At 74.3% G+C, this 23,143-nt stretch carries 26 protein-coding genes; 16 read left to right on the top strand and 10 right to left on the bottom strand.

Features of this window, described 5'->3' with window-relative positions; genetic code table 11:
* Positions 1–5: 5 nt before the first annotated feature.
* The 4 genes from OG550_RS26230 to OG550_RS26215 are packed head-to-tail and all read right to left on the bottom strand — an operon-like array spanning position 6 to position 1,097.
* A complete protein-coding gene (locus tag OG550_RS26230) occupies positions 6–275 on the bottom strand; it encodes a hypothetical protein (protein ID WP_327681529.1) in 270 nt (89 codons plus the stop codon).
* Positions 272–490: a hypothetical protein gene (locus OG550_RS26225; RefSeq protein WP_327681527.1), complete on the bottom strand. Its 219-nt coding sequence runs from the start codon at positions 488–490 to the stop codon at positions 272–274. The genes OG550_RS26230 and OG550_RS26225 overlap by 4 nt, the downstream gene beginning before the upstream one ends.
* Complete coding sequence (locus OG550_RS26220) at positions 478–732, bottom strand: hypothetical protein (protein ID WP_327681525.1); 255 nt, start codon at positions 730–732, stop codon at positions 478–480. The genes OG550_RS26225 and OG550_RS26220 overlap by 13 nt, the downstream gene beginning before the upstream one ends.
* Positions 729–1,097, bottom strand: coding sequence for an ATP-binding protein (locus OG550_RS26215; protein WP_327681524.1), 369 nt, complete (start codon positions 1,095–1,097; stop codon positions 729–731). The genes OG550_RS26220 and OG550_RS26215 overlap by 4 nt, the downstream gene beginning before the upstream one ends.
* A 287-nt stretch (positions 1,098–1,384) precedes the next feature.
* On the opposite strand from OG550_RS26215, the gene OG550_RS26210 reads away from it, so the two are divergent.
* From OG550_RS26210 to OG550_RS26185, 6 genes are all read left to right on the top strand, one after another.
* Positions 1,385–2,248, top strand: coding sequence for a helix-turn-helix domain-containing protein (locus OG550_RS26210; RefSeq protein ID WP_327681522.1), 864 nt, complete (start codon positions 1,385–1,387; stop codon positions 2,246–2,248).
* Complete coding sequence (locus OG550_RS26205) at positions 2,241–2,432, top strand: DUF397 domain-containing protein (protein ID WP_327681520.1); 192 nt, start codon at positions 2,241–2,243, stop codon at positions 2,430–2,432. The genes OG550_RS26210 and OG550_RS26205 overlap by 8 nt, the downstream gene beginning before the upstream one ends.
* Positions 2,433–2,506: 74 nt before the next feature.
* The gene (locus OG550_RS26200) at positions 2,507–2,698 is read left to right on the top strand and encodes a DUF397 domain-containing protein (protein WP_327681518.1); all 192 of its coding nucleotides are present in this window, start codon (positions 2,507–2,509) and stop codon (positions 2,696–2,698) included.
* 271 nt (positions 2,699–2,969) lie between these two features.
* Complete coding sequence (locus OG550_RS26195; RefSeq protein ID WP_327681516.1) at positions 2,970–3,464, top strand: hypothetical protein; 495 nt, start codon at positions 2,970–2,972, stop codon at positions 3,462–3,464.
* The gene (locus OG550_RS26190) at positions 3,461–4,369 is read left to right on the top strand and encodes a hypothetical protein (protein WP_327681513.1); all 909 of its coding nucleotides are present in this window, start codon (positions 3,461–3,463) and stop codon (positions 4,367–4,369) included. The genes OG550_RS26195 and OG550_RS26190 overlap by 4 nt, the downstream gene beginning before the upstream one ends.
* 20 nt (positions 4,370–4,389) lie before the next feature.
* On the top strand, positions 4,390–5,298 hold the full coding sequence (locus tag OG550_RS26185; RefSeq protein ID WP_327681511.1) for a transporter substrate-binding domain-containing protein: 909 nt from the start codon (positions 4,390–4,392) through the stop codon (positions 5,296–5,298).
* Between the two features lie 183 nt (positions 5,299–5,481).
* Here OG550_RS26185 and OG550_RS26180 read toward each other — a convergent pair whose 3' ends face one another.
* The 3 genes from OG550_RS26180 to OG550_RS26170 all read right to left on the bottom strand — a co-directional run bounded on the left by OG550_RS26180 (position 5,482) and on the right by OG550_RS26170 (position 8,644).
* On the bottom strand, positions 5,482–5,691 hold the full coding sequence (locus OG550_RS26180; protein ID WP_327681509.1) for a hypothetical protein: 210 nt from the start codon (positions 5,689–5,691) through the stop codon (positions 5,482–5,484).
* Positions 5,692–6,089: 398 nt separating this feature from the next.
* Positions 6,090–7,877: a glycoside hydrolase family 3 protein gene (locus OG550_RS26175; protein ID WP_327681507.1), complete on the bottom strand. Its 1,788-nt coding sequence runs from the start codon at positions 7,875–7,877 to the stop codon at positions 6,090–6,092.
* On the bottom strand, positions 7,874–8,644 hold the full coding sequence (locus OG550_RS26170) for a tyrosine-protein phosphatase (RefSeq protein ID WP_327681505.1): 771 nt from the start codon (positions 8,642–8,644) through the stop codon (positions 7,874–7,876). The genes OG550_RS26175 and OG550_RS26170 overlap by 4 nt, the downstream gene beginning before the upstream one ends.
* 254 nt (positions 8,645–8,898) lie before the next feature.
* On the opposite strand from OG550_RS26170, the gene OG550_RS26165 reads away from it, so the two are divergent.
* Positions 8,899–9,756 carry a GntR family transcriptional regulator gene (locus OG550_RS26165; RefSeq protein WP_327681503.1) on the top strand — a complete coding sequence of 286 codons (858 nt, stop codon included), beginning with the start codon at positions 8,899–8,901 and terminating at the stop codon, positions 9,754–9,756.
* A 94-nt stretch (positions 9,757–9,850) separates the two neighbouring features.
* On the opposite strand, the gene OG550_RS26160 is transcribed toward OG550_RS26165, so the two are convergent.
* Positions 9,851–10,486: a TetR family transcriptional regulator gene (locus tag OG550_RS26160; protein ID WP_327681501.1), complete on the bottom strand. Its 636-nt coding sequence runs from the start codon at positions 10,484–10,486 to the stop codon at positions 9,851–9,853.
* A 371-nt stretch (positions 10,487–10,857) separates the two neighbouring features.
* On the opposite strand from OG550_RS26160, the gene OG550_RS26155 reads away from it, so the two are divergent.
* The 9 genes from OG550_RS26155 to OG550_RS26115 all read left to right on the top strand — a co-directional run bounded on the left by OG550_RS26155 (position 10,858) and on the right by OG550_RS26115 (position 19,957).
* Positions 10,858–12,417, top strand: a complete 1,560-nt coding sequence (locus OG550_RS26155; RefSeq protein ID WP_327681499.1) for an ABC transporter substrate-binding protein — start codon at positions 10,858–10,860, stop codon at positions 12,415–12,417.
* Positions 12,414–13,382, top strand: a complete 969-nt coding sequence (locus OG550_RS26150; protein WP_327681497.1) for an ABC transporter permease — start codon at positions 12,414–12,416, stop codon at positions 13,380–13,382. The genes OG550_RS26155 and OG550_RS26150 overlap by 4 nt, the downstream gene beginning before the upstream one ends.
* Positions 13,369–14,310, top strand: coding sequence for an ABC transporter permease (locus OG550_RS26145; RefSeq protein WP_327681495.1), 942 nt, complete (start codon positions 13,369–13,371; stop codon positions 14,308–14,310). Before OG550_RS26150 ends, OG550_RS26145 begins: the two co-directional genes overlap by 14 nt.
* Positions 14,307–15,368, top strand: a complete 1,062-nt coding sequence (locus OG550_RS26140; RefSeq protein WP_327681493.1) for an ABC transporter ATP-binding protein — start codon at positions 14,307–14,309, stop codon at positions 15,366–15,368. Before OG550_RS26145 ends, OG550_RS26140 begins: the two co-directional genes overlap by 4 nt.
* Positions 15,365–16,312, top strand: a complete 948-nt coding sequence (locus OG550_RS26135) for an ABC transporter ATP-binding protein (protein ID WP_327681491.1) — start codon at positions 15,365–15,367, stop codon at positions 16,310–16,312. The genes OG550_RS26140 and OG550_RS26135 overlap by 4 nt, the downstream gene beginning before the upstream one ends.
* Before the next feature lie 346 nt (positions 16,313–16,658).
* Positions 16,659–17,993, top strand: a complete 1,335-nt coding sequence (locus OG550_RS26130; RefSeq protein WP_327681490.1) for a PucR family transcriptional regulator — start codon at positions 16,659–16,661, stop codon at positions 17,991–17,993.
* Between the two features lie 325 nt (positions 17,994–18,318).
* A complete protein-coding gene (locus tag OG550_RS26125; protein WP_327681488.1) occupies positions 18,319–18,708 on the top strand; it encodes a hypothetical protein in 390 nt (129 codons plus the stop codon).
* Between the two features lie 95 nt (positions 18,709–18,803).
* Positions 18,804–19,556 carry an SDR family NAD(P)-dependent oxidoreductase gene (locus OG550_RS26120; protein ID WP_327681486.1) on the top strand — a complete coding sequence of 251 codons (753 nt, stop codon included), beginning with the start codon at positions 18,804–18,806 and terminating at the stop codon, positions 19,554–19,556.
* A complete protein-coding gene (locus OG550_RS26115) occupies positions 19,553–19,957 on the top strand; it encodes a hypothetical protein (protein ID WP_327681482.1) in 405 nt (134 codons plus the stop codon). Before OG550_RS26120 ends, OG550_RS26115 begins: the two co-directional genes overlap by 4 nt.
* Before the next feature lie 43 nt (positions 19,958–20,000).
* Here OG550_RS26115 and OG550_RS26110 read toward each other — a convergent pair whose 3' ends face one another.
* Positions 20,001–21,707 carry a 4Fe-4S binding protein gene (locus OG550_RS26110; RefSeq protein WP_327681480.1) on the bottom strand — a complete coding sequence of 569 codons (1,707 nt, stop codon included), beginning with the start codon at positions 21,705–21,707 and terminating at the stop codon, positions 20,001–20,003.
* 152 nt (positions 21,708–21,859) lie between these two features.
* Positions 21,860–22,897 carry an AurF N-oxygenase family protein gene (locus OG550_RS26105; RefSeq protein ID WP_327681477.1) on the bottom strand — a complete coding sequence of 346 codons (1,038 nt, stop codon included), beginning with the start codon at positions 22,895–22,897 and terminating at the stop codon, positions 21,860–21,862.
* Positions 22,898–23,143: the final 246 nt, after the last annotated feature.

Here is a 23,143-nt window from a genome sequence, read left to right as displayed (position 1 = left end):
GTCGGTCAGTGGGGTATGCGGTGGCGGCCGTGGGGTCGGCGGTTGTCGGGGGTGGGGTTGGTTTCGGGGCTGAAGTGGCCTGCCTGGCGGGCGATCCAGGTGTATTCGGTGGTGCCGTCGGGGAGGTGGCGCAGTTCCCAGCGGCCGTGGCGGGTGATGGGGGGCGGGGGCGGGGTGTCGCCGATGCGCAGGCTGGTGATGACGCCGATGGCGACGGTCGCGAGGGCGAGGGCGAGGAGGACGGCGAAGGCGGTGCCGATGAGGTAGTCGGTCATCGGAGGTATCCGAGGTGGTTGGCGAGGTTTTCGAGGAGGTCGCGGGCCTGGGTGCGGGTGAGGGGGATGGCGAGGTGGTCGCCGGGGGCGGCGTTGACGGCGTGGTCGACGGGGAAGCGGAGCTGGAGGTCGGCGTCGGGGGCGGTCTCGACGGTGAGGTGGGGGACGGTGGTGCGCTCGGTGTGGGGGCGGGGGATGGGGATCACGACTCCCACGGCCGGTTTCCTCCTTCCCGCAGGAGGTTCAGGAGGTTGAGGACGGTCGCGACCGGCGCGTTGCCGAAGTCGACGAGGATGCGGCCGTCGACGGTGCCGGGGAGGGTGGTGGCGGATCCCCACTGGATGCCGAACGGGCGGCCCGCTTCGTGGAGTTCGCGCAGCAGGGCGGTGACCTGGGGGTCGGTGTAGGTGCGGATGACGGGGTCGTCGGGGGCGATGGGGGTGTGGTCGTGGCTCACGCGGCGGCGTCCAGCTCGAACCAGACCCGCTTGCCGTTCTTGGCGGGGTCGGCACCGAAGCGGTGGGTGAGGGAGCGGACGAGGTGCAGCCCGCGCCCGGAGATCTCGTACGGGTCGGAGCTCACACGCGACTCCGGGAGGGTGGGGCTGTCGTCGGCGACGGAGACGCGGACGGTGCGGGTGGGCAGGAGGACGACCACGACGGTCGGCGCCTGGCAGCCGGCGTGGCGCCAGGCATTGACGTACAGCTCGTGGAGGGCGAGCTCGGCGTCGGAGATGAGGTCATCGGGCCAGGCGGCGAGGGCGAGCGCGGCACGCAGCTCCTCGCGGGCGGCCGACCAGTCGGGCGGGTTACAGGCACGCATGGGAACCTCCGAGAGAGGCAAGGGTGGTGGAAGGGAGAGCGGCGGCGGATACGTCACCGTGAGCCAGGCCCGGCCATGGCTGCTCTGCGGTGCAAGAGGGCAGCAGGCACCTACCGCCCCAACAGACGAGCGTTACTGACGATCCGTCGGATCGCTGTGAGATAGACCATAACGCAGAGGAACTTAAGATTAGGTACCTTGCAGCGAAGTTCCCCCACACGTGGCACAGATGGCTTCGCGCTCTCGCCTCACGGCACACTGAGTCCCAAGAACGTCGAGAGGACACCATGCCTGGCCGACAGAACCCCACTCTTCGTCAGCGCCGACTGGGCACAGAGCTACGGAGAATGCGTGAGCAGGCAGGTCTTCGTGGGAGCGAACTCGCCCATACGCTCGGTGTGAGCCAGGCCCAGGTGACGCAGATGGAGAGCGGGAAGACCAGCGTCAGCACCGACCGATTGCTGACCATCGCTGCAGCGTGCAAGTGCACCAACCAACCCCTCATCGATGCCCTCTCCGACATCATCGCGTCACGCAGGAAGGGCTGGTGGGAGAAGTACCGGGGGATCCTGTCGACCGGCTTCCTTGAGGTCGCGGAGATGGAAGCTCACGCCCAGACGATCTTCACGTGGGCAACGACCTACATTCCAGGCCTTCAACAGACCGGCGCCTACGCTTCCGCGGTCTTCGCCCGCATCACACCACCGCTGCCTGATCACGACGTCGAAGCCCGAACCGCCTTCCGCGTGCAACGCCAGCGGGCTCTCCGCTCCAGCGGGATAGAGCACATCTCCTTCATCCACGAGGCTGCGCTACGGATGCAGTTCGGCGGCCCAAAGGTTCTTGCCGCCCAGTTGGACAGCTTGATCGAAGACTCCGAGAAGCAGGAGAGCTCGGTACGCGTCGTTCCGTTCGATATGGACACCTTCCCCGGCGCTGGGGAGAACATCATGTTCGCCGAGGGGTCGGTCCCAGAACTAGCGACGCTTCAGATGGACACCGCGCAGGGTGTCCTCTTCTTCGACTCCCCGGCCGACCTGGCCAGCCACCGGGCGACCTTCGCGCGCCTGGACTCCCTCGCGCTGCCTGATGATGAATCGCGAAAGTTCATTCGAGCCATCAGGGATAGCACGAGGGGCAAGTATGAGTGAGACCGAATGGCAGAAGTCCAGCTATAGCGGCGCATCCAATGAATGCGTCGAGGTCCGGCTGGCTGCGGGCCTCATCGAGTTGCGTGAGTCCGACGACGGCAAGACCATCCTCCGCACTGCCCCAACCACCTTCGCCGCACTCCTCCATGCGATCAAGGCCGGCGAACTCGACCACCACGCCTAACCTCCAGCGGGCCCTCGATCGAACCGAGCGAGGGCCCGCAACAAACCCGCTCCGGCCCTGCACCTGGAGACAGCATGAGCACTCGCATCTGGCAGAAGTCCACTTACAGCGGCGCCTCCAGCGAGTGCGTCGAAGTGCGTTCCGTAGATGGGCTGATCGAACTCCGCGAATCAGACGACGGCGACGTCATCCTCCGGACCGCCCCGACCGCCTTTGCCGCGCTCCTCCACACCATCAAGTCCGGCGAACTCGACCACCACGCCTAACCTCCAGCGGTGCCTCGCTCGAAACGAGCGAGGCACCGCAACACCTCCGTCCCGGCCGGGGCAGTGCTGAGCTCCTCCGCCGGAACCGACTACAACAAGGCTCGCATCCGCCCCACCATCCCCACAAACCCATCCAACAACACTGGAACCATGGATATCTGACGCTCAATCAGTCGATCAGGACTGATGCGCCGGGGCCTCCCGGTCGCTAGCATCCCTGTCGACACCGCGATCAGCGTGTGGCCGGGACATATCTGGGGGGCCAGCGGCCATGTCCGAACTTCTCACCGACATCTCTGCAATCGCTCCGTACTTCACCATCGCTGCGACCACCTTCGGGACGCAGCTCGCCCAGGAGGCCACGCAACGCGTCGCCGAGGGCACCGTGGACGCCGGGCAGGGCTTCTTCCGGCGGCTCTTCGGACGCCGTTCCGACGAGGTCGCCGAAGCCCTCGACAGTCACCAGCTGGACGAGGGGCAGGTGGACGCCCTGCTCACCGGCCTCAACGAGACCGACCGCCGCCGGCTGGCACAGGCCCTGTCCTCGTGGCTCGGCGGCGCGACGACGAGCGGCCTCGCCGCGGAGCGCCTCGTGGAGCTCGTCCAGGCGGCGGCGCCCGCCGGCTCCACCGCTCCCGGTCCGGTCACCTCCTACGGTGACCGGACCATCAACGGCGGCACCTTCGGCGACAAGAACACCTTCAACTTCGGCGACAGGATCACCGCCGACCCCGCCGACCCGGCCGACCCTGACGGCGACCGATGACGGGCGCCCCGGACGGCCCGGACGGCCCGGACCCCGACAGACCGCCGGCCGCCACCTCGTACGGCGACCGGACCATCAACGGCGGCACCTTCGGCGACAGGAGCACCTTCAACTTCGGCAACTGGCGCACCGACGAACCCTTCACCATCGTCCCCCTGCTGCCGCTCCTCGCCGTCGTCACCGCCGCCGTCTACGCGGCCCTGACCTGGCCCGGGGGCCCGCAGGGCCAGTACCTGTGGTTCTACCTCGGGGTCTCGTCCGCGTTCACCTTGTCCGTCCTGTGCGCCGCCGCCGGACCGGCCCCGCGGGGCCCGGACCTGCGGGGTCCGCAGAAGCCCCGTGACCCGCGGAACGCCCGTGACCCGCAGAAGCCCGGGGACCCCCGGGACCCCCGGGCCCCGCAAGGCCCGGCCCGGGCGGCCGGGGCGGCCGGGGCGGCCGGGGCGACCGCCCTGAGCAAGCCGTCCACGGTCCGCGTGCTCCTGCTCTCCGGCGCGCTCGTCCTCGCCCTCCTCGGCCTGACGGGCCTGGAGGACGTCAGGCGGAACGGCCAGGTCGCCGTGGCGATCACCGTCCTGGGCGCCCAGCCGCTGGTCGACTCGGAGCCCGACAAGTGGACCCTGGTGGTGCCCGCGTCGGCGCCCGCCCGCGACCACCTCCGCATCCTGCTGACGGTCGCGGACGACGACCCGACGACCCCCACCTGTGTCCACCGGACGGAGGCCATACTCAAGGCGACGACGCCGGGAGTCACCCCGCACGAACAGCGGGTGCCCGCCCAGGGCGTCGCGCGCTTCGACCTCGGCGGGCACCGCGGCGAGGTGACCGTCGACGTCACCCTGGACACCAGGACGAACTGCGCGATGCGGGTGGCGCACGCGAGCGGCACGCTCTTCAACGACTGACGGCGACCTGGGAGGGGCACGTGGCGGGAAGCAAGCGAAGAACCTCGGCCGTACGGGCCGCCGCGGGGGCGTTCGTCCTCGCGCTCGCCGCCGGTGGCTGCGGGGCGGACGAGCCGCCTTCGCTGTTCGGCGCGGGCAAGAAGGTCAGGGTCGGGGCCAAGAACGACCAGCCCGGAACCGGCCTGGAGGTGCACGCCCGCGAGTTCGTCGGGCTGGACATCACGGTGGCCAGGGAGCTCCTGGACCGGGTCGGGAGCGAGCCCCCGAAGTTCGAAGGGGTCCTCTCCAAGGACCGCGCGCCCGTCCTGCGGGACCACGACGTCGACCTCGTGGCGGCCACCTTCTCGATCACCGTGCAGCGGATGCAACCGGTCAAGGAGGGCGGGGAAGGGCTCGACTTCGTGGGGCCCTACGCGTCCGGACTGCAGGGCATGCTCGTGCGGGCGGCCGACCACGACCGCTACCGCACCCTTGCGGACTTCAACGGCAGGCTCGTGTGCGTCTGGCGGAGCACGACCTCGGGCATCGAGCTGGACAAGCCCGCCTACCGGGATATCCGGCAGTCCTCGCGGGACGACGCGAGCAGTTGCGTCAAGGCGCTCAAGGCCGGCGACGTCGACGCGGTCACCACCGACCAGCTGATCCTCTACGGCTTCATGGAGGCGGAGCCGTCCCTGGAGGTCGTGGCAGGGGTCGCGTTCGGGGCGCCCAACGACTACGGCATCGCCTTCGCCAAGGGCCACCGCAAGGACTGCGAGAAGCTGCGGGACGCCCTGAAGGCGTACGCGGTGAACAACGAATGGGTCCGCGACTTCGAGATCAACCTGCCGAAGGTGCCGCTGGCGCTGCGCAACGAGGCCCGGCCCGAACCGAGCGAGATCGACGCCCTCTCCTGCCGCGACCGCCCCGCCGACGCGCCCGTGAAGTGAGCGTGGCCCGCCGCGGGGGGATCGCGGCGGGCCGGTGCGGGGGCAGCGGTGCCGGACGGCTTCGGTGCTGCGGCGGCTTTCGTGCGGCGCGGTGGGTGGGCCCGGTTGACGGCTGCCCTGCAGGAGCAGCCGGTCCACGGGGGCGGGGAGGGGGACAGGGAGGGCGAGGTGCGCCCGGCGCCGTCAGCCCCAGATCATGTTGTCACCGGTGCCGGGGGTGCCCGACCGGGTGGGGGCGGGCTGCGTGGGCGCCGGCTGCGTCGGGGCGGGCTCCGCGGCTTCCGCGGCGGCGGCCGGACGGGCCGGGGCGGCCTCCGCGGCGACGACCGGGGCCAGGCCGATCAGGGCGAGGGTGAGGACCGCGGCGGCCTTGGCGATGACGGTACGGAACATGGTGGGATCCTCTTCGGCGATGCGACGGGGTCGGCCGGTTGTCGCGTCCCGCGGTGACGCGTCCTCCGGTGTGCCGCCCGGGTGGTACTCCCGGCGACAGTCATAAGCTTCGTCGCAGCTCAGCGCTCGTGGAAGGGCCCTCGCCTGGACGGAAACGTCCCTGGACCGTTCCGGCCAGGAGGCCTCGGCGGCCCGTGCCGGTGGAGCGTCGCCACCCGTGGACCGACCGGGGCGGACATGCCGGAGCAGGAAGTCGGCCGGGCCGACTTCCTGCTCCGTACTTCACCGCTCCGCGCCTCCCGCCCCGGGGCGGCCGGGTGCGCCTCAGTCCGGGCGGCCCCCGCCACGGTGGGCAGCGGCGGCGCCGGACGGGGACCCGTCGGGCAGCGGCCCGCCGGTCACACCGACGCCGCGCGCGGGGCCGTCGGGTGGCCGCAGCGGAAGAGCGGGTCCGCCGTGTCGAAGGGGACGTCCTCGCGGGCGGCCTCGACGGCGGCGTCCGAGCGCGGCAGGTCGAACGGCAGCGTGCCCGTCATCGGGGCCCGGCCGAACACCGCGTCCAGCACCACGTCGTCGGCCGCGCCGAACTCGCCGACCAGCAGCGCCGCGTGCGGCTCCAGCGGGGTCAGCACGGCGGGCCGCTCCAGCTGCGCCACGAACGCCGTCGGCACCGCGCCGGCCAGCGCCGCCAGCCGCCCGGCCTCCGCCGGGGCGAACTCCAGCGAACCGGAGTGGAAGGCCTGCTCCAGCAGCCCCTCGCGCTGCTCGTACGGCGTGGCGAGCCGGATCACCGCGGCGTCCGCGTCCTCGGGCCGCTCGACGAGCGTGCCGTAGCGGGCGGCGACCTCCCGGTCCACGCCCTCCACGTACAGGCGCGCCCCGGTGAGCGGCCGCCCGGCGAGGTGGACCAGCGAGCGGGCCTGCACCCGGCGGCCCAGCGCGCGCCCCTCGGCCGTGCCGACCAGCTCGGCGGCGGCCTCGACGTCCACGTACGGGTCGTCGAACAGGCCGAGGCGGAACTTGTCGCGCAGGATGCGGCGCACCGACTCGTCGATCCGGGCCTCGCTGACCGCTCCGGAGCGGACCACGCCCAGGACCAGCTCCGGGTCGGTCTCGCCGCCGAGCTGGTCGGCGCCCGCGTGCAGCGTCAGCGCGACCTGCTCGGGCACCGACAGCTCCTCGACGCCCCAGTGGCGCGGCGGGAGGCTGACGATGCCCGGGACGTCCATGCCGGTGATCGCGTTGAAGTCGGTGCAGACGACGCCGTCGAACCCGTACCGGCCGCGCAGCAGCCCGGTGATGACGTCGTGGTTGAAGTTCGCGCCGACCTCGGCCAGCCCGCTGCCGGACGGGATCGCGTAGGCGGGCATGATCTGCGCGGTGCCCGCCTCGAACGCGGCCTCGAAGGGCCGCAGGTGCCGCTCGAACGCGCCGCCCGGGTAGACCAGCCGCCGCCCGGCCGCGAAGTGCGAGTCCTCGCCCCGGAACTGCGGGCCGCCGCCGGGGAAGTGCTTGGTCATGCAGGCGACGCTGTCCGGGCCGACCCGCTCCCCCTGGAGGCCGCGGATGTAGGCGGCGATGATCCGGGAGGCGCGGTCCGCGTCCTCGCCGAAGGTGCCGGCGATCCGGGCCCAGCGCGGCTCGGTGGCCAGGTCGGCCATCGGGTGGATGGCGAGCCGGATGCCGACGGCGCGCAGCTCGCGGCCGATCAGCCCGGCGTACTCGCGGACGAGGGCCGGGTCGTCGGTGGCGGCGAGGCCGATCGGCTCGGGACCGGTGGAGAAGCCGCCGCCGGTGAAGGTGGTGGCGGGGTTCTCCGTGAAGCCGTGCCGCGGGTCGGAGGCGAGGGTGACCGGGATGCCCAGGCGGCCGGCGGCGGCGAGGTCCTGGACGTGGTTGTTCCACGCGGCCATGGTGCGGGCGTCGGGCACCGCCATCATGCCGAAGGCGGTGAGGCCGCGCTCGGTGATCAGGTGCGCGCCGGACGGGAAGGGGCCGTGGTCGCCGGGGAGCATCCGCCCGTGGCACATCAGGGCGGCCTTCTCGGCGAGGGTCATCCGGTCGAGCAGGTCGTCGACGCGCTCCTCGACGGGCAGCCGCCGGTCCTCGTACGGCTCCATGGTGCCGTTGTGGTTGAGGTCCCGGAACGGGGTGCCGTCGTGGTGGTGGAGCAGGGCCGCCGTCATGCGACGGCCTCCGTCCCGGCGGTGGCGGCGGCCGGGGCGGTGGCGGCGGCCTTCGCGCGGTACGCCTCGATCGTGGCGGGCCGGACCCCGCAGTGGGCCAGGAAGGCCTCGGTGCCGCCGTAGCGGGCGGCGACCAGCTCCAGGAAGGCGGCGATCGCGCCGGCCGGGGCCTCCAGCAGCGGCGCGGGCACGGTGAGCGAGCCGGCGTGGTAGTCGTTCAGGGCGCTGCGGTTGCGCTCGGCGAGGATCTCGAAGATCTGCGTCAGCGCCTCGTTGGTGCGGGCGTAGTCGGCGACGATCTCCTCGGCGGGGACGCCGACGAGGTCGAGCAGCAGGGCGACGAGCAGGCCGGTGCGGTCCTTGCCCGCGGCGCAGTGCAGCAGGACGCCGCCGGGGCGGGCGGCGGCCTCGACCGCGAGCACGACCGACTCGGGGGCGGACTCGGCCATCAGCAGGTAGAAGGCGCCGAGGTCGGCGGCGGTGGTCATCTCCCGCATGCACGCGTCCAGGGCCGGGTTGGTGGGCTGGATGCGCGCCGCGACGATCTCGATCCCGGCGGCGGCCGCCGCGGACCAGTCCTCCGGGTCGGCCTCGGCGTCCCCGCGCAGGTCGACGACGGTGCGGATGCCGGCGCCGTTCAGCTGGTCGACGACGGCCTGGTCGGCGGACGGGTAGGGCTGGGCGGAGCGGTGGACCACGCCGGGGCGGATCCAGCGGTTGTCGGGGTCGGCGAGGACGGCGGGGTCGCGGAAGTTGACCAGGGTCATCGGAGGGGCCTTTCGGAGGGGGAGGTGGGGGAACTCGGTGGCGAAGCGGTGGAGCGGTGAGCGGTGGAGCGGCGTTGGGGTGGAGCGGTGGAACGTTTCTTCGCGCAGGACATCTAGATGTCTAGATGTCTACCGGGTGAGTCCGGTGCAGGGCAAGCGGAGACGGGATGAACACCGGGCGAACGCCGCGACCCCGCCGGTCGGCGGCGCCCGCGCACCGCCCGCACGCCGCCCGGATCCGTAGGATCTGGCCCGTGGCAACGCACCGAAGCGACACCCCGCTGTACCGCCGACTGGCCCGGCAGCTCCAGGAACGGATCGCCGCCGGCACCTACCCGGCCGGCGCCCGGCTGCCCAGCGAGGCCGAGCTCAGCACCGAGTTCGGCGTCAACCGGCTGACCGTCCGGCAGGCGGTGGCCGAGCTGGAACGGGCGGCCGTGCTGGAGATCCGCCGGGGCGTGGGCACCTTCGTCCGCCCGCCCGCCGTCCGGATCTCGATCGCCGTCGACCCGCGCAGCCAGCGATTCGACCTCGGCAGCGTGCACGGCTCGCTGCCGCTGGACGCCCGGTCGGCGGAGGCCGCGGGTCCGGCGGCCACGGGTACGGAGGTCGTCGGCGCGGAGGCCGTCGGCACGGACGGCGAGTTCGTCGTCGCCGCCCCGCCGGTGGCCGGTTCCGCCGAGGACGAGGAGGCCGCCCGGCAGCTCGGCCGCCCGGCCGCCGAACTGGCCCGGGTGGACACCGTGATCCGCCTCGGCGACCGGCCCCGGGTGGTCAGCAGCTACTGGGTGGCGGCCGGACCGCTGCCCGCCGAGCTGGTCCGGCCCGGCCGCCCCGGCAACATGGTGCCGGCCCTGGCCGGAGCCGCCGGGGTGGAGCTGGAGTACGACTGGCGGGCGTTCGGCGCGATCGGCGCGGACCTCGCCGACGCGGAGCTGCTCGGGGTGCCGGTCGGCACCCCGCTGCTGGTCCGCGAGGGGGTCAGCTGCACCCCGGACGGCACGCCCGCGCTGTATGTCCGGCGGCGGATCGACGGCAGCAGCGCGCGGTTCGTCCTGCACTACCGCGACCGGGACGGCGCCGGACCCGCCGCATCCCAGCGGGCGGAGTAGCCCCGGGAGGAGCAGCGGTGGCGGGACTCCGACGGCTCCGGCGGGTCCGGTCCGGGGCCCGCCCGCCGGCCGGCCGCCCCGCCGGGGCGCCGCCTCACCGCCGGTCCCCCGCCGGGCCGCCCGGCGCGACCAGCTCGCGGAACGCCTCCGCCCAGGCCGCCATCGGCTCCGAGCCGCCGGGGGACATGACGTGCCGCCGGGTCAGGCCGGCGAGGGCCGCCCCCAGCACCTGCGGCCGCAGGTCGAGGGCGGGGTCGACGCCGAGCCGCTCGCCCGCGATCACCACCGCCCGCTGTGAGATGGCGTCGATCTGGATCACCGCGAAGTCGTGGACGGACCGGACGTCGAGGAACCGCCGGCGCAGCGCGCGGCGCCTGGCGGTGTGCTCGGCGGGTTCCTCCAGCTGCCCGTCGGTGACCTGCACGGCGTGCTCGAAGGCCGCCCAGAGGCCGAGCTCGGCCGGTGCCTGCGCGAAGGCCTCCAGCACCACCAGGCCGAAGTCGAGCCCGAAGAGGATCGCCTCCTTGCACGCGTAGTAGCGGAAGAAGGTGCGGTGGGCGACGTCCGCGCGCCGGCAGATCTGGTCCACCGTGGTGCCCTCGAAGCCCTGTTCCTCGAAGAGGTCGAGCCCGGCCGTCCGGATCGCCTGACGGGTCCGCGCCCGCTTCCGGTCGCGCAGACCGATCTCGGCGGCGCTCGCCGCCCCGGTGTCCGTCCCCTGCCCCTGCATACCTTGCTCGCCCCTCGTCGCGCCCGGTTCCCTCGGGCGTCGTGCGTGTCGGTCGTACGTGTCGGTCACGTATGTCGGTCATACGTGTCGGCCGCGTGTGTCGGCCGTGCGCGTCGGTCGCGCATGTCGTTCGTGCGCGTCAACTGCCCTACCGCATACGGCCTCGTCCGTACGCAATCACGCCGGGTGCGGCTCGCTCAAGGCGAGAGCGAAGTCGTCGACAGTTCGTCACGCGAAGTTTGCACAACTGCCAATTGGCAGTTGTGCCACTTCCGAAAGGTGGTCCCCGGCGACGTCCCCGGCGACGACCGGACCAGCATCGTCCGCCCCTCGCCACCCCCTCCCCCCATTCCGAGGAAGCACGGGAAACCATGAAGCGGCACACGCACGTTCTGGTAGCGACGGCCTGCACGGCCGCCCTCGCCCTCACCGCCGGCGCCTGCTCGGCCTCCGACGACACGGTGTCCGGCGCCGCCGCCACCAAGGCCGCGACCGACGACGGACCCGCCGTCGACGGCGGCACCCTGAAGATCGGCCTGGACCGGCCCTTCGCCAAGCTCGACCCCGCCGACTCCGGCCTCGCCTCGATGCCGCTGATGATCCTCACCAACGCGCTCTACGACCCGCTGATGGTCAACGGCGACAACGGCGCCGTCCAGCCCAACCTGGCCAAGTCCTTCACCCCCAACGCCGACGCCACCGGCTGGACCCTCGACCTGCGCGAGGGCGTCACCTTCAGCGACGGCAAGCCGCTCGACGGACAGGCCGTGGTCGACCACGTCACCCGCCTCTCGAAGCCCGAGAACAAGTGCGCCTGCGCCGCCGACGCCGCCACCATCGGCACGATGACGGTCAACTCCCCCACCTCCGTGGCCTTCACCCTCAAGGCCCCGAACGCCGCCTTCCCCAACCTCTTCACCCGCTCGCTCGGCTACGTCTCCGAGGCACCCGCCGCCCCCGACGCCCCCGCCGTCGGCTCCGGCCCGTACACCGTGGAGAGCGTGCAGCCCGGCGTCTCCGTCACGCTCGCCCGCAACCCCTCCTACCGGGGCCCCAAGGGCCACGCCGACAAGCTCGTCTACAAGGTGCTGCCCGACTCCGACAGCCGCTACCAGTCCCTGCGCTCCGGCGACGCCGACCTGATCTGGGCCGAGACCCCCGCCCAGTTCAAGCAGGCCACCGCCGACGGCCTGCGCTCCGCCACCGGCCCCGGTTCCACCTCCACCGTGCTGTTCAACACCAAGGCCGCCCCCTTCGACGACCCGAAGGTGCGCAAGGCCCTCCAGTACGCGGTGGACCGCGAGGCCGTCGAGAAGATCGTCTACCTGGGCCAGGGCAAGGTCTCGGACGGCCCGATCGGCTCCACCTCCCCCTACCGGGGCACCGCCGCCCACCCCGCACGCGACGTCGCCAAGGCCCGCGCCCTGCTCGCCGAGGCCGGCCACCCCGACCTCTCCTTCGAGTACCTCGTCGACAGCCGCCCCGAGGGCCAGCAGCGCGCCACCGTGCTCCAGCAGATGTTCGCCGAGGCCGGCGTCAAGATGACCATCAAGCCGCTCGACCCGGCGAGCCTCGGCACCGCGATGTACCAGCGCCAGTTCCAGGTGATGGACTTCATCACCAGCCTCTTCGGCGACACCGACACCGCGCTCGCCAGCCTCTTCGCGACCGGCGCCCCCTACAACTTCACCGGCTGGAGCAGCCCCGCCGCCGGGCAGGCCATCGCCACCGGGCGCGCCACCCTGGACCAGGCCCAGCGGACCCGCTCCTACCAGGAGGCCGCGCAGGCCGTCGTCGAGGAGGCCCCGATGCTCTTCCTCACCGAGAACACGGTCGGCTTCCTCGCCTCCGCCAAGGTCGCCGGACTGCCCGACGTCTCCAAGCGGACCGTCGTCAGCGTCTCCCCGGCCGTCCTGTGGGTGAAGAAGTGACACCCAGGCTCCTGCGCCTCGCCGGCTGGGCCGGCCAGGCCGGACGGGCCGGCGCCGTCCTGCTGCTGGTCACCGTGGCCGCACTCGCCCTGCCGCACCTGATGCCCGGCTCCCCCGCGCTCGCCGCGCTCGGCCCCACCGCCACCCCCGAACAGGTCACCGCGTACGAGGCGACGCTCGGCCTCGACGAGAACATCCTCAGCGCCACCTGGCGCTGGATCGGCGACGCCCTGCAGGGCGATCTCGGCCACTCGCTCTCCACCGGCGGCGCCGTCACCGCCGAACTCGCCGCCCGCATCCCCGTCACCCTCGAACTCTTCGTCGCCGCCCAGGTGGTGGCGCTCGGCGTGGCCCTGCCGGTCGCCCTGTACTCGGCCTGGAAGCCGGGCGGCACCGTCGACCGGATCGCCACCGCGGGCGCCTTCGTCTGGCTCGCCGTGCCCGGCTTCGTGCTCGGCCTGCTGCTGATCTGGATCGCCGCCGTCCAGCTGCGGATCCTGCCCGCCACCGGCTGGACCCCGTTCACCGAGGACCCGCTGGACAACCTCCGCCACCTGGTGCTGCCCGCGCTCACCCTCGGCCTCACCGAGGCCGCCGTCTTCACCCGCACCCTGCGCGGCCAGCTCATCGACACCCTCGACCAGACGTACGTCGCCGCCGCGCGCAGCCGGGGCATGGGCACCGTGCGCCTGCTGCTGCGACGCGCGCTGCGGCCGTCCTCGCTGCCGCTGGTGACCCTGGTCGGGATCGGCGTCGGGACGTCGCTCGGCGGCTCGGTGCTCGTCGAGTCGCTGTTCGCGGTGCCCGGCGTCGGCAGCCTCGCCGCCGGGGCCATCAACGGGCGCGACTTCCCGGTGGTCCAGGCCGTGGTGGTGGTCAGCGCCGTCGCCGTGGTCGCCGCCACCTTCGCGGTGGACCTGCTGTACCGCACGATCGACCCGAGGATCGCCCATGACCACCGCTGAACCCGCCACCACCGGCGAGGCCGCCGCCACCTCCGGGGCCACCGCCGCTGCCGGGACCGGGGCGGCGACCACCGCCCGGGCCGCCCTGGCCACAGCGAAGGCGGACCCCCGCCCCCGCAGGACCCGGCGGCGGCCGCCCGCCGGAGTGATCGCCGCCGCCGGCTGGCTGGCCCTCGTCGCGCTCGCCGCCCTGCTGCTCCCGCTGCTCCCCGGCTTCGACCCGCTGCACGGCGACTTCGCCCACCCCTCCGCCGCCCCCGGCCCCGGCCACTGGCTCGGCACCGACGCCGGCGGGCGGGACGTCCTCCAGCGCACCGTGGCCGGCGCCCGCGCCTCCTTCGCCGTCGCCGGGCTCACCATCGCCGTCGGCCTGCTCGGCGGCGGGGCGCTCGGCGTGGCCGCCGGCTGGTTCCGCGGCCCGGTCGACAAGGCCATCGGCTTCGCCACCGACCTGCTGATGTCCGTCCCCACCCTGATCCTGGTGATGATCGTGGTCGCCCTGCGCGGCCCCAGCCTGACCGTGATCGGCACCCTGATCGGCGTGTTCACCGTGCCGCACTTCACCCGCGTGGTGCGCGCCGTCGTGCTCTCGCTCAGCGAACGCGGCTTCGTCCAGGCCGCCCGGATGATCGGCACCGCACCGCTGCGCATCCTGCGCCGCGAGGTCGTGCCGCACGTCGCGCCCGCCGCCCTGACCTTCGCCTTCACCGCCACCACCGTCGCCATCGTCGCCGAGGGCTCGCTCAGCTTCCTCGGCTTCGGGCTCCGCCCGCCGGAGCCGTCCTGGGGCGGCATCATCGCCGAGGGCCGGACCACCCTCGGCAGCGCGCCGTGGATCTCGCTCGCCCCCGCGGCGGTGCTCTGCCTGACCGTCCTCGCCCTCAACTACCTCGGCGAGCAGCTCCGTTCGAAGGGAAGCCGCACATGACCGCCCCGGTCCTGGAGGTCCGCTCGCTCGACACCACCCTGCACACCCCCGACGGCCGGGCCCTGCACGTCCTGCACGGCGTCGGCCTCACCATCGACGCCGGCGAGTGCCTCGGCGTGGTCGGCGAGTCCGGCTCCGGCAAGTCCGTGCTCGCCCGGACCGTCCTCGGCGTCCACCCCCGCACCACCAGGGTCACCGTCACCGGACAGGTCCTGCTCGGCGGCGAGGACCTGCTCGCCGCCGCCCCCGCCCGGCGCGCCGAACTCCTCGGCACCGGGGTCGCCATGGTCCACCAGGACCCGATGACCTCGCTCAACCCCGTCGTCCGGATCGCCGACCAGGTCACCGAGTCGCTCACCAACCGGCGACGGCTCTCCCGCCGGGCCCGCCGGGAGACCGCCACCGAACTGCTCGCCGCCGTCGACGTCCCCGACCCGGCCCGGCGCGCCCGCGCGTACCCGCACGAGCTCTCCGGCGGCCTGCGCCAGCGCGTCGGCATCGCCGCCGCCCTGGCCGGCTCACCCGCCCTGCTGCTCGCCGACGAACCCACCACCGCGCTCGACGTCACCGTCCAGCGCACCGTCCTCGACCTGCTCGACCGCCACCGCGAGGACCGCGGCCTCGCCACCCTGCTGATCACCCACGACATCGGCCTGCTCTACGGCCGGGCCCGCCGGATCGCCGTCATGTACGGCGGGCGGATCGTCGAGACCGGCTCCACCGAGGACGTCACCGAACGCCCCGCCCACCCCTACACCGCGGCGCTGCTCCGCTCGGTCCCGCGCGTCACCGGGCCGCTGCGCCGCACGCTCCCCGCCATCCCCGGCTCGCCGCCGGACCTCTCGCTGGCGATCCCCGGCTGCCCGTTCGCGCCGCGCTGCGAGCGCGCGGAGACGGTCTGCACCACCGAGGCGCCGCCGCTCCACCACGCCGGCCCCGGGCAGACCGCGTCCTGCCACTTCCCGCTCACCCCCGCCGCCCCGGCCGCCCCGGCCACCCACGCCGCCCCCGCCATCCCGTCGGAGAAGTCCGTGCCCACCTCGGAGAACGCCGCATGACCGCCGTCCTGCAAGCCACCGGGCTCACGGTGGTCCACCGCACCCGCTCCGGCCCCCTGCACGCCGTCACCGACGTCGACGTGACGCTCCACGAGCGCCGGACCCTCGCCCTGGTCGGCGAGTCCGGCTCCGGCAAGAGCAGCATCGCCAAGGCACTGCTGCGGCTGCCCCCGCCCACCGCCGGCACCGTCACCCTGGACGGCACCGACCTCGCCGCGCTCACCCCGCGCGCGCTGCGGGCCGTCCGCCCCCGGATGCAGATGGTCTTCCAGGACCCGCTCTCCTCGCTCAACCCGCGCCGCACCGTCCGCGACCTGGTCGCCGAACCGCTCGACGCCCACCCGGACCCGGCCCGCGACCGCACCGAGGTGGTGGAGCGGCAGCTGGAGGCCGTCGGTCTGCCGACCGCCCTGTTCGGCGACCGCCGACCGGACCGGCTCTCCGGCGGCCAGGCCCAGCGGGTCGCCATCGCCCGGGCCCTCGCCGCCGAACCGCGCGTCCTGATCGCCGACGAGGCCGTCTCCGCGCTCGACGTCTCCGCCCAGGCCACCGTCCTCAACCTGCTCCGCCGGCTCACCGAGGAACGCGGCCTGGCGAGCCTCTTCATCTCGCACGACCTGGGCGTCGTCCGCGCCGTGAGCGACGACGTCGCCGTGCTCCAGCTCGGCCGGCTCTGCGAACAGGGCCCCACCGAGGAGGTGCTCGCCGCCCCCGCCCACCCCTACACCGCCGCGCTGCTCGCGGCCGTCCCGGAACCCGGCCGCCCGCTCGGCGAGACCGGCCTGCTCCCCGCCGACCCGCCCTCCCCGCTCGACCCGCCCTCGGGGTGCCGCTTCCGCACCCGCTGCCCGCTCGCCGACGCGCGGTGCGCGAAGGAGGTACCGGAGCTGCGGGAGGTGACACCCGGGCGAACGGTCGCCTGCCACCGGCCGCTCCTGCCGTGAGCACCGGGGTCGCGTCGGGCACCGGGAGCGCCGGGGTCGCGTCGGGCACCGGGAGCGCCGGGGTCGCCTCGGGCACCGGGAGCTCTCCGATCGCGCTGAGCCGGCGGGTGCGGGCACGGGTGCGGGCACGGGTGCGGGCACGGGCACGGGGAAGGTGCGTGCACGGCCAAGTACTTTGGCCCGCCCGGGAGTCGGCGCGGACACCGGGCTCCGCAGGGAGCCGGCGGGCGGCCGGTTCCACCGTGGCCGTAACCCCCCGGCGCGGTGGATGACAACCCGGTAACATGCCCGCCCAGGGGCAGTGGATGCGAAGTGGCGCGGACTGACCGGGGCGGAGCATGACGGCATGACGGTGACGAACGAACACGGAATGCCCAGGCTGTCGGGGCTGTCGGGACCGCCGAAGCCCCAAGGGACCTCGGCACCCCCGGCCTCGGCTCTACACGAACCGTCGACACCGACCGGCGCCCTGCCTGTCACCTCTCACGTCGTTCCCCCCGTCTCCGTCCCCGTCTCCGTCCCCGTCGCCGCTCCCGTCGCCCCGGCATCGTCGTGGCCCGGCCACGCCGCCGAGCCGCTCGACGTACCCGCCGAACTCACCCTGCGCTGCCTCGACCTGCTCGCCGACGTCTCCCGGACCGGACGCCGCCTGCGCCGCGCCGAACTGGAGAACCTGCGCACCCTCGGCGAACGCGGGGCCGAGTGCGGACACGGCCTGCGCGACCTCGTCTCCCACTTCCTGGACGCCACCCGCCAGGCCTGGCAGACCCTGCCCAGCCTGACCTCCGCCGCGACCGCCACCGAACTGCGCCGGACCGGCGACGCCGTGCTCGCCGCCACGCAGTCCGCCCTGGGCGCCCTCGGCGAGGGCCACGAGCGGGCCCAGCGGCGGGCGATGCGCCTGGAGGAGTCCAACCGGCGGGAGTTCATCGACGACCTGCTGAACGGCCGGGGCGACCTCAGCGTGCTCGCCGAGCGCGCCGAACGGTTCGGCGTGCACCTCGCCGCCGGCTACACCGTCGCCGTCGCGATCGGCGAACGCCCCTACGTCGACGGGCAGATCGGCCGCTGCCGGATCCTGAGCGAGCTGTGCGGCCGCTTCGACGAACGGACCGTCCTGCTCGCCGCCCGGGACGGCCGGCTGATCTGCATCGCCCCCGACGGCGCCCAGTCGGTACTCGAAGCCTTCACCGACCTCGCCCTCCGGCCGGGCCCCGGCCCCAATCCGGCCATGGCGCACCGGGTGGCGAGCGGTCGGCGGCACGCCGGCACCGGCGGCGTCGTCCGCAGCTACGAGGAGGCCCTCAGCACGCTTGAGTACGCCGAGCGGCTGGCCCTGCCCGCGAAGCGGCTGCGCGCCGAGGAACTCCTGGTCTTCCCGGTCCTGATGCGCGACCGGGCCGCCATGGCCGACCTGGTCCGCAGCGTGCTCGGCCCGCTCACCGCCGCCCGCGGCGGCGCGCGGCCGCTGCTGGAGACCATCACCGTGCAGTCCGAGGCCGGGTACGTGAACGCGGAGACCGCCCGGCGGCTCGGCGTCAGCGTGCGCACCCTCGGCTACCGGCTGGAGCGGATCCACACCCTGACCGGCTACGACCCGTCGGACGCGCTGCACCGCTACACGCTGGAGACCGCCGTGATGGGAGCCCGCCTGCTGGAGTGGCCGGCCCGGCCGCTCTGACCGCCCCGGGAGCGGCGGCCGGGCCGCCCCCGGGCGGCTTCCCGCTTCGGTCCGTGCCCGCTTCCTGCTTCCTGCTCCCGCCCTTGCCCGCTTCCTGCTTCGGTCCGTGCCCGCTTCCCCCCGATCGGTCCGGGAAGTCCGGATCCGGTGATCCGTTCCGGGTGTCAAAACGCCGTCAAGATTGCCGGATCCTGGCAATGTGCGAACGGCCCTCCGCCTGCAAGGATCCTCACAGCGCCCGGGGGGAACCGGCGCTACGGGGTGAGCCGGGGGGACGGGGCGAATGCAGGGATTCTTCGAGACCGCACCGATCCCTCCGATTCCCGTGACGGCTGTCGAGGCATGGGTGCTCGCCCTGCTCGGCGGGCTCGGGGCCGGCGCCGCGCACGGGGGTCGCGACGCCGGCCACCGCACCGCGCCCGACCACGACGACGCCGACCCCGGCGCCGAGTGCTGCGACGAGTCCTGCGACTGGGAGGGCGACTCGTTCCCCCTCGTCGGCCGTGCCTGCGTGATCCTCGCCGGCGGCGCCGACGCCGCCTCCGGTTGGGCCGAGACCGCCACCGACGACGGCTCCCCCGCCCTCCTCCCGGTCCGCACCATGCCCGGCGACCCCGCACTCCCGGCCGGCCGCACGGCCCTCCTGCACTCCCACGACGACGCCACCGGCGTCTTCCTGGTCTCCCCCCTCGACCTCGCCGCCCTCTTCAGCTGACGGGTCCGAGCGGGCCACCCGCCGGAGCCGGCCATGGAGTTACCAGCAAGTAGGATCGCTCCCGAAGCAATGACCGACCAGGGCTTGGGGGAACGGTGGAGCAGCAGCGGATCGCGGTCGTCTCGGGCGGGGGAACGGGGATCGGCCGGGCCATCGCGGCCGAACTGACCGCCCGGGGAAACCGGGTGGTGATCCTGGGCCGCCGGACAGAGGTACTGGAGCGGACGGCCGCCGAGCTGGGGCCGCAGGTGGTGCCGCTCGCCGTCGACCTGACGGACGCCGCACGGGTCACCGAGGCCGCAGGGGAGATCGCGGCCCTCGGCCCGGTGGACGTCCTGGTCAACAACGCCGGTGCGGTGATCACCCCGCCCTCCGACGGGACGTTGGAGGCACTCGCCGAGGCGTGGCGGCGGGACCTCGACACCAATCTGCTGACCGCCGTCCTGCTCACCACCGCGCTGGCCGACCGGCTCCGCCGCCCCGGCGGCCGGGTGGTCCTGATCAGTTCGGCCGCCGCCCAGCGCGGCGGAGCAGGCCCGCACTCGGCCGGCTCGTACGCGGCCGCCAAGGCCGCCCTGCACGGCTGGGCGTTCGGCCTGGCCCGCCAGCTCGGCCCGGACGGCATCACCGTCAACGTCCTCGCCCCCGGCTACGTCGCCGACACCGAGATCTTCGGCGCCGACTGGACGCCGGACTTCCACGCCGACAAGGTCGCCGCCACGCTGGTCGGCCGCGCCGGCACGCCCGAGGACGTCGCCGCCGCCGTCGGCTATCTCGCCTCCCCCGCCGCCGGCTACGTCACCGGCCAGGTCATCGGCATCAACGGCGGGGCGGTGCTGGGCCGGTGACGACCGGCACCGGAACCCCGGACCCCCGCGGCGGGTCCGCCCGGCCGCCCGCGCCGCCCACCCCTGCGCCGCCCACCCCTGCGCCGTCCGCCCCCGCGCCGCCCACGGCCGCGCTCCGCATCCCCGCGGCCGACCTGCACCGGGCGCTCGACGTCCTCGTCCGCCACCTCGCGGAACGCCTGCCGGACGACGGGATCACCGTCCGGGACGACTACTACTGGTCCGTCCCTCCCGCCAAGGCCGCCGACGTCCACGCCGACCCGCCGGAGCTCACCATCGGCCAGGTGACGGAGGCCTGGGCGCACCTGGAGAAGATGGCCAAGGGCGAGACGCCCGCCGTCGGTTACGGCTTCGTCTGGCTCGGCGACGTCCTGCGCGCCATCGGCGCCGAAGCGCTCTGACCGCCGCCCGCCGCGCCCCCGCCCCCGCCCCCGCCCCCGGATCTCAGCGGCGGGCGGCGGCGAGGAGCGCGGGCACGGTGGAGAACTTGACGCGGGGGCGGCCGGCGGCCTCGCCCTGAGCCCGCTCGGCCCGGTCGATCGCCCGGAGGTGGCGCAGCCCGAGGGCGTCGGGCCGACGGGTGCGGACCAGCCGGTCGAACTCCTTGCGGCTGCCCGTGGGCACGGGCAGGGCGCGGGCGGCGGCGTCGTCGAGGAGGGCGTCGACGGTCTCCCGCGCGCAGCCCCGGTTGGCGCCGATGCCGCCGGAGGGACCGCGCTTGGCCCAGCCCACGAGGTAAGTGCCGGGCAGCGGACGGCCGGTGGCCGGATCGAGGACGCGGCCGGCCCGGTGCGGGACGCCACCCACGGCCTCGTCGAAGGGGAGGCCGGGGACGGGGACGCCGCGGTGGCCGATGGAGCGGATCACCAGGCCCGCGTGGAGCGGGGTCCCGTCACCGGCCAGCCGCACGCCTCGTACCCGGTCGGCGGTGGCGGCCACGGCGTTGGCCTCGGCGGGCGCGGGGGCGTCGGCGGGGGTGGCGATGAACTCGGTGGGCGTGGCGTGGAAGCGCAGCACGACCCGGCGACCGGGGAGCGGTTCACGGCCGCCGTCGAAGGCGACCAGCGGCAGCCCGGCGAGCAGCGCCGCATGGGAGCCCTCGGGGGCGGCGGCGAGGGCCGCGCGCACCTCCGGGTGGTCGTCCACCACCACGTCCACGCCCGGCAGCCGGGTCAGGGCGAGCAGCTCCGGCCGGGTCCACGCGGCGTGCCCGGGCCCGCGCCGCGCGACCAGGACGACCTCGCGGACCCGGCTCCCGCGGAGCGCGGCGAGCGCGTGGTCGGCGATGTCCGTGGCGGCGAGCCGGTCGGGGTCGGAGAGCAGGATCCGGGCGATGTCGACGGCCACGTTGCCGTTGCCGATGACGACCGCCCGCTCCGCGCCGGGACCGTCCGCACCCGCGGCCCCCAGGTCGACCGCGCCGGCCGGGACCGTCGGCTCGGCGTTGTACCAGCGGACGAAGGTGGTGGCGGGCAGGCTTCCGGGGAGGTCCTCGCCGGGCAGGCCGAGCCGGCGGTCGGCGGCGGCGCCGACCGCGTACACCACCGCGTGGTGGTGGGCGGCGAGTTCGGCGTGGGTGAGGTCGGTGCCCACTTCGACGTTGAGGTGCACCCGCAGGCGCGGGTCGTGGAAGACGGACGCGAAGCTCTCGGCGATCCGCTTGGTCGACTGGTGGTCCGGGGCGACGCCGTGCCGCAGCAGCCCGCCGGCCACCGGAAGCCGGTCGATCATGGTGAGTTCGGCGCCGGTGGAGCGCAGCAGCGCCTGCGCGGTGTAGCCGGCGGAGGGGCCGGTGCCGACGATGGCGACCCGCAGCGGCCCCGCCCCGGTCCCGAGGTCGAGGCCGGCGGGCAGGCTGCGGGGGAACTCGGGCGCGCCCCAGGAGTGGTCGGCGGGGTGGTCGCGGAAGTAGTCGCGGTTGAGGTCGCCGAAGACGCTGTCGGGGCCCGTCAGGCGGTCGACGGGGAAGACGGCGTCCACCGGGCAGGCGTCGGCGCAGGCGCCGCAGTCGATGCAGGCGGCCGGGTCGATGTAGAGCATGTCGGTGCGGCCGAACCCGGGCTCGTCCGGGGTGGGGTGGATGCAGTTGACCGGGCAGACGGACACGCACGAGGCGTCGTTGCAGCAGGTACGGGTGATCGCGTAGGCCATGGCGGGGGTGGGGTCCTCGCTGCGTGGGTTCCAGTGGGTTCCGGCGTGGTGCGGTGCGGCGGCTTGCGGCGTGGCGCGGTGCGGTGCGGGCGGGCCCGGCGGCGGGGCTCCCGCGGGCCGGTCGCCGGGCCGGTCGCCGGGCCGACACGGGCTCAGAGCATGTCGATCCGGCGGTAGACCGCCGCCGAGGCCCGGGTGAGCAGACCGGTCTCGGCCAGGAACGCCATCAGGTGGCGGCTGCTGGTGCGCATCATCGCCCGCCGGTGCTCACTGGCCCGGGCCTCGGCGAGCGCCCGGCCGACGTCCAGCCCGGCGGCCGCGTACACGCCCGGGTGGACCATGCTGCTGACGATGACGAACGCACCGGCCGCGATCCCGGTGGCGGAGGCCCTGCGCCGGGCCGCCCCCGCACCGCGCAGGCGTTCGCGGATCTCCTGGCGGGCGAACTTCATGTGCCGGGACTCCTCGACCACGTGGATCCGGGACGTCCCGCGGACGATCTCCAGGACGTTCTCGCCGCGCATCCAGTCGCGCTGCATGACGTCCAGCACCTCCTCCGCCACCAGGATGCCGCCGTAGGCGAGTTCGCCGCGCGCGAGGGCCTTGTAGGCGCGGCCGGCCTGGGCGATGAGCCGGTTCGGCTTGTACTGGGGGACGCCCATCTTCTCGCAGGCGCGGGCGAACATGATCGAGTGCCGGCACTCGTCCGCGATCTCGGTGAGCGCGAACTGGAACTCGGCGCTCGCGGGGTCCTTGAGGTACTGGTCGCGCAGCACCATCTGCTGGAGGATCATCTCGAACCAGATGCCGGTCGTCATGATCGAGCAGACTTCGTGCCGGGTGAGGGTGACCCGCTGCTCCTCGGTCATCTCCGCCCAGAGCGCGGTGCCGTAGAGGGTGCTCCACTCGGGGTTGAGGCCGTAGTGCTCCGGCGGGAGCGGCGCCTCCCAGTCGATCTCGACCGCCGGGTCGTAGGAGAGCGTGGCGGCGGAGTCGAGGAGCCGCCTGGCCACGTCGTCGTCGGCGGCGGTGTGGGTGCGGCGCGCGTCGGCGCGCGCGTGGCTGCCGGTGGTGCCTGCGTGGGTGCCGGTGCCGGTGTCGGTGTCGGTGTCGGTGCCGGTGTCGGTGTCGGTGCCGGTGTCGGTGGCGTGGGTGCCGGTGGTGCGGGCGCGTGCCGCCGGGTGAGCCATGGCTGCCTCCAGTGCGAGCTCCGGGTGCGTGCTCCGGGTGCGTGGCCAGCGCGGGATCCGCCCCGCCCCGCTTATTGACGGAGAGTACAATAAGAGCCCGCGCCCGAGAACCCCCCGCGCGCCAGGACCCGGACGCCCGCAGCCCGCCCGACCGCCGCCGGGCCCGCTCGCCGCCGCTCCGGAGACCGTTCCGGCTCCCGCGGACGCGGTCCGCACCCCGCGCCCGCCCGCCACCGGTCCCCCGGC

This window comes from Kitasatospora sp. NBC_00458, from assembly GCF_036013975.1.
GTDB lineage: Bacteria > Actinomycetota > Actinomycetes > Streptomycetales > Streptomycetaceae > Kitasatospora.
Note: the sequence above shows the minus strand (reverse complement) of the source record. Positions and strands in the feature narration are given on the sequence as shown.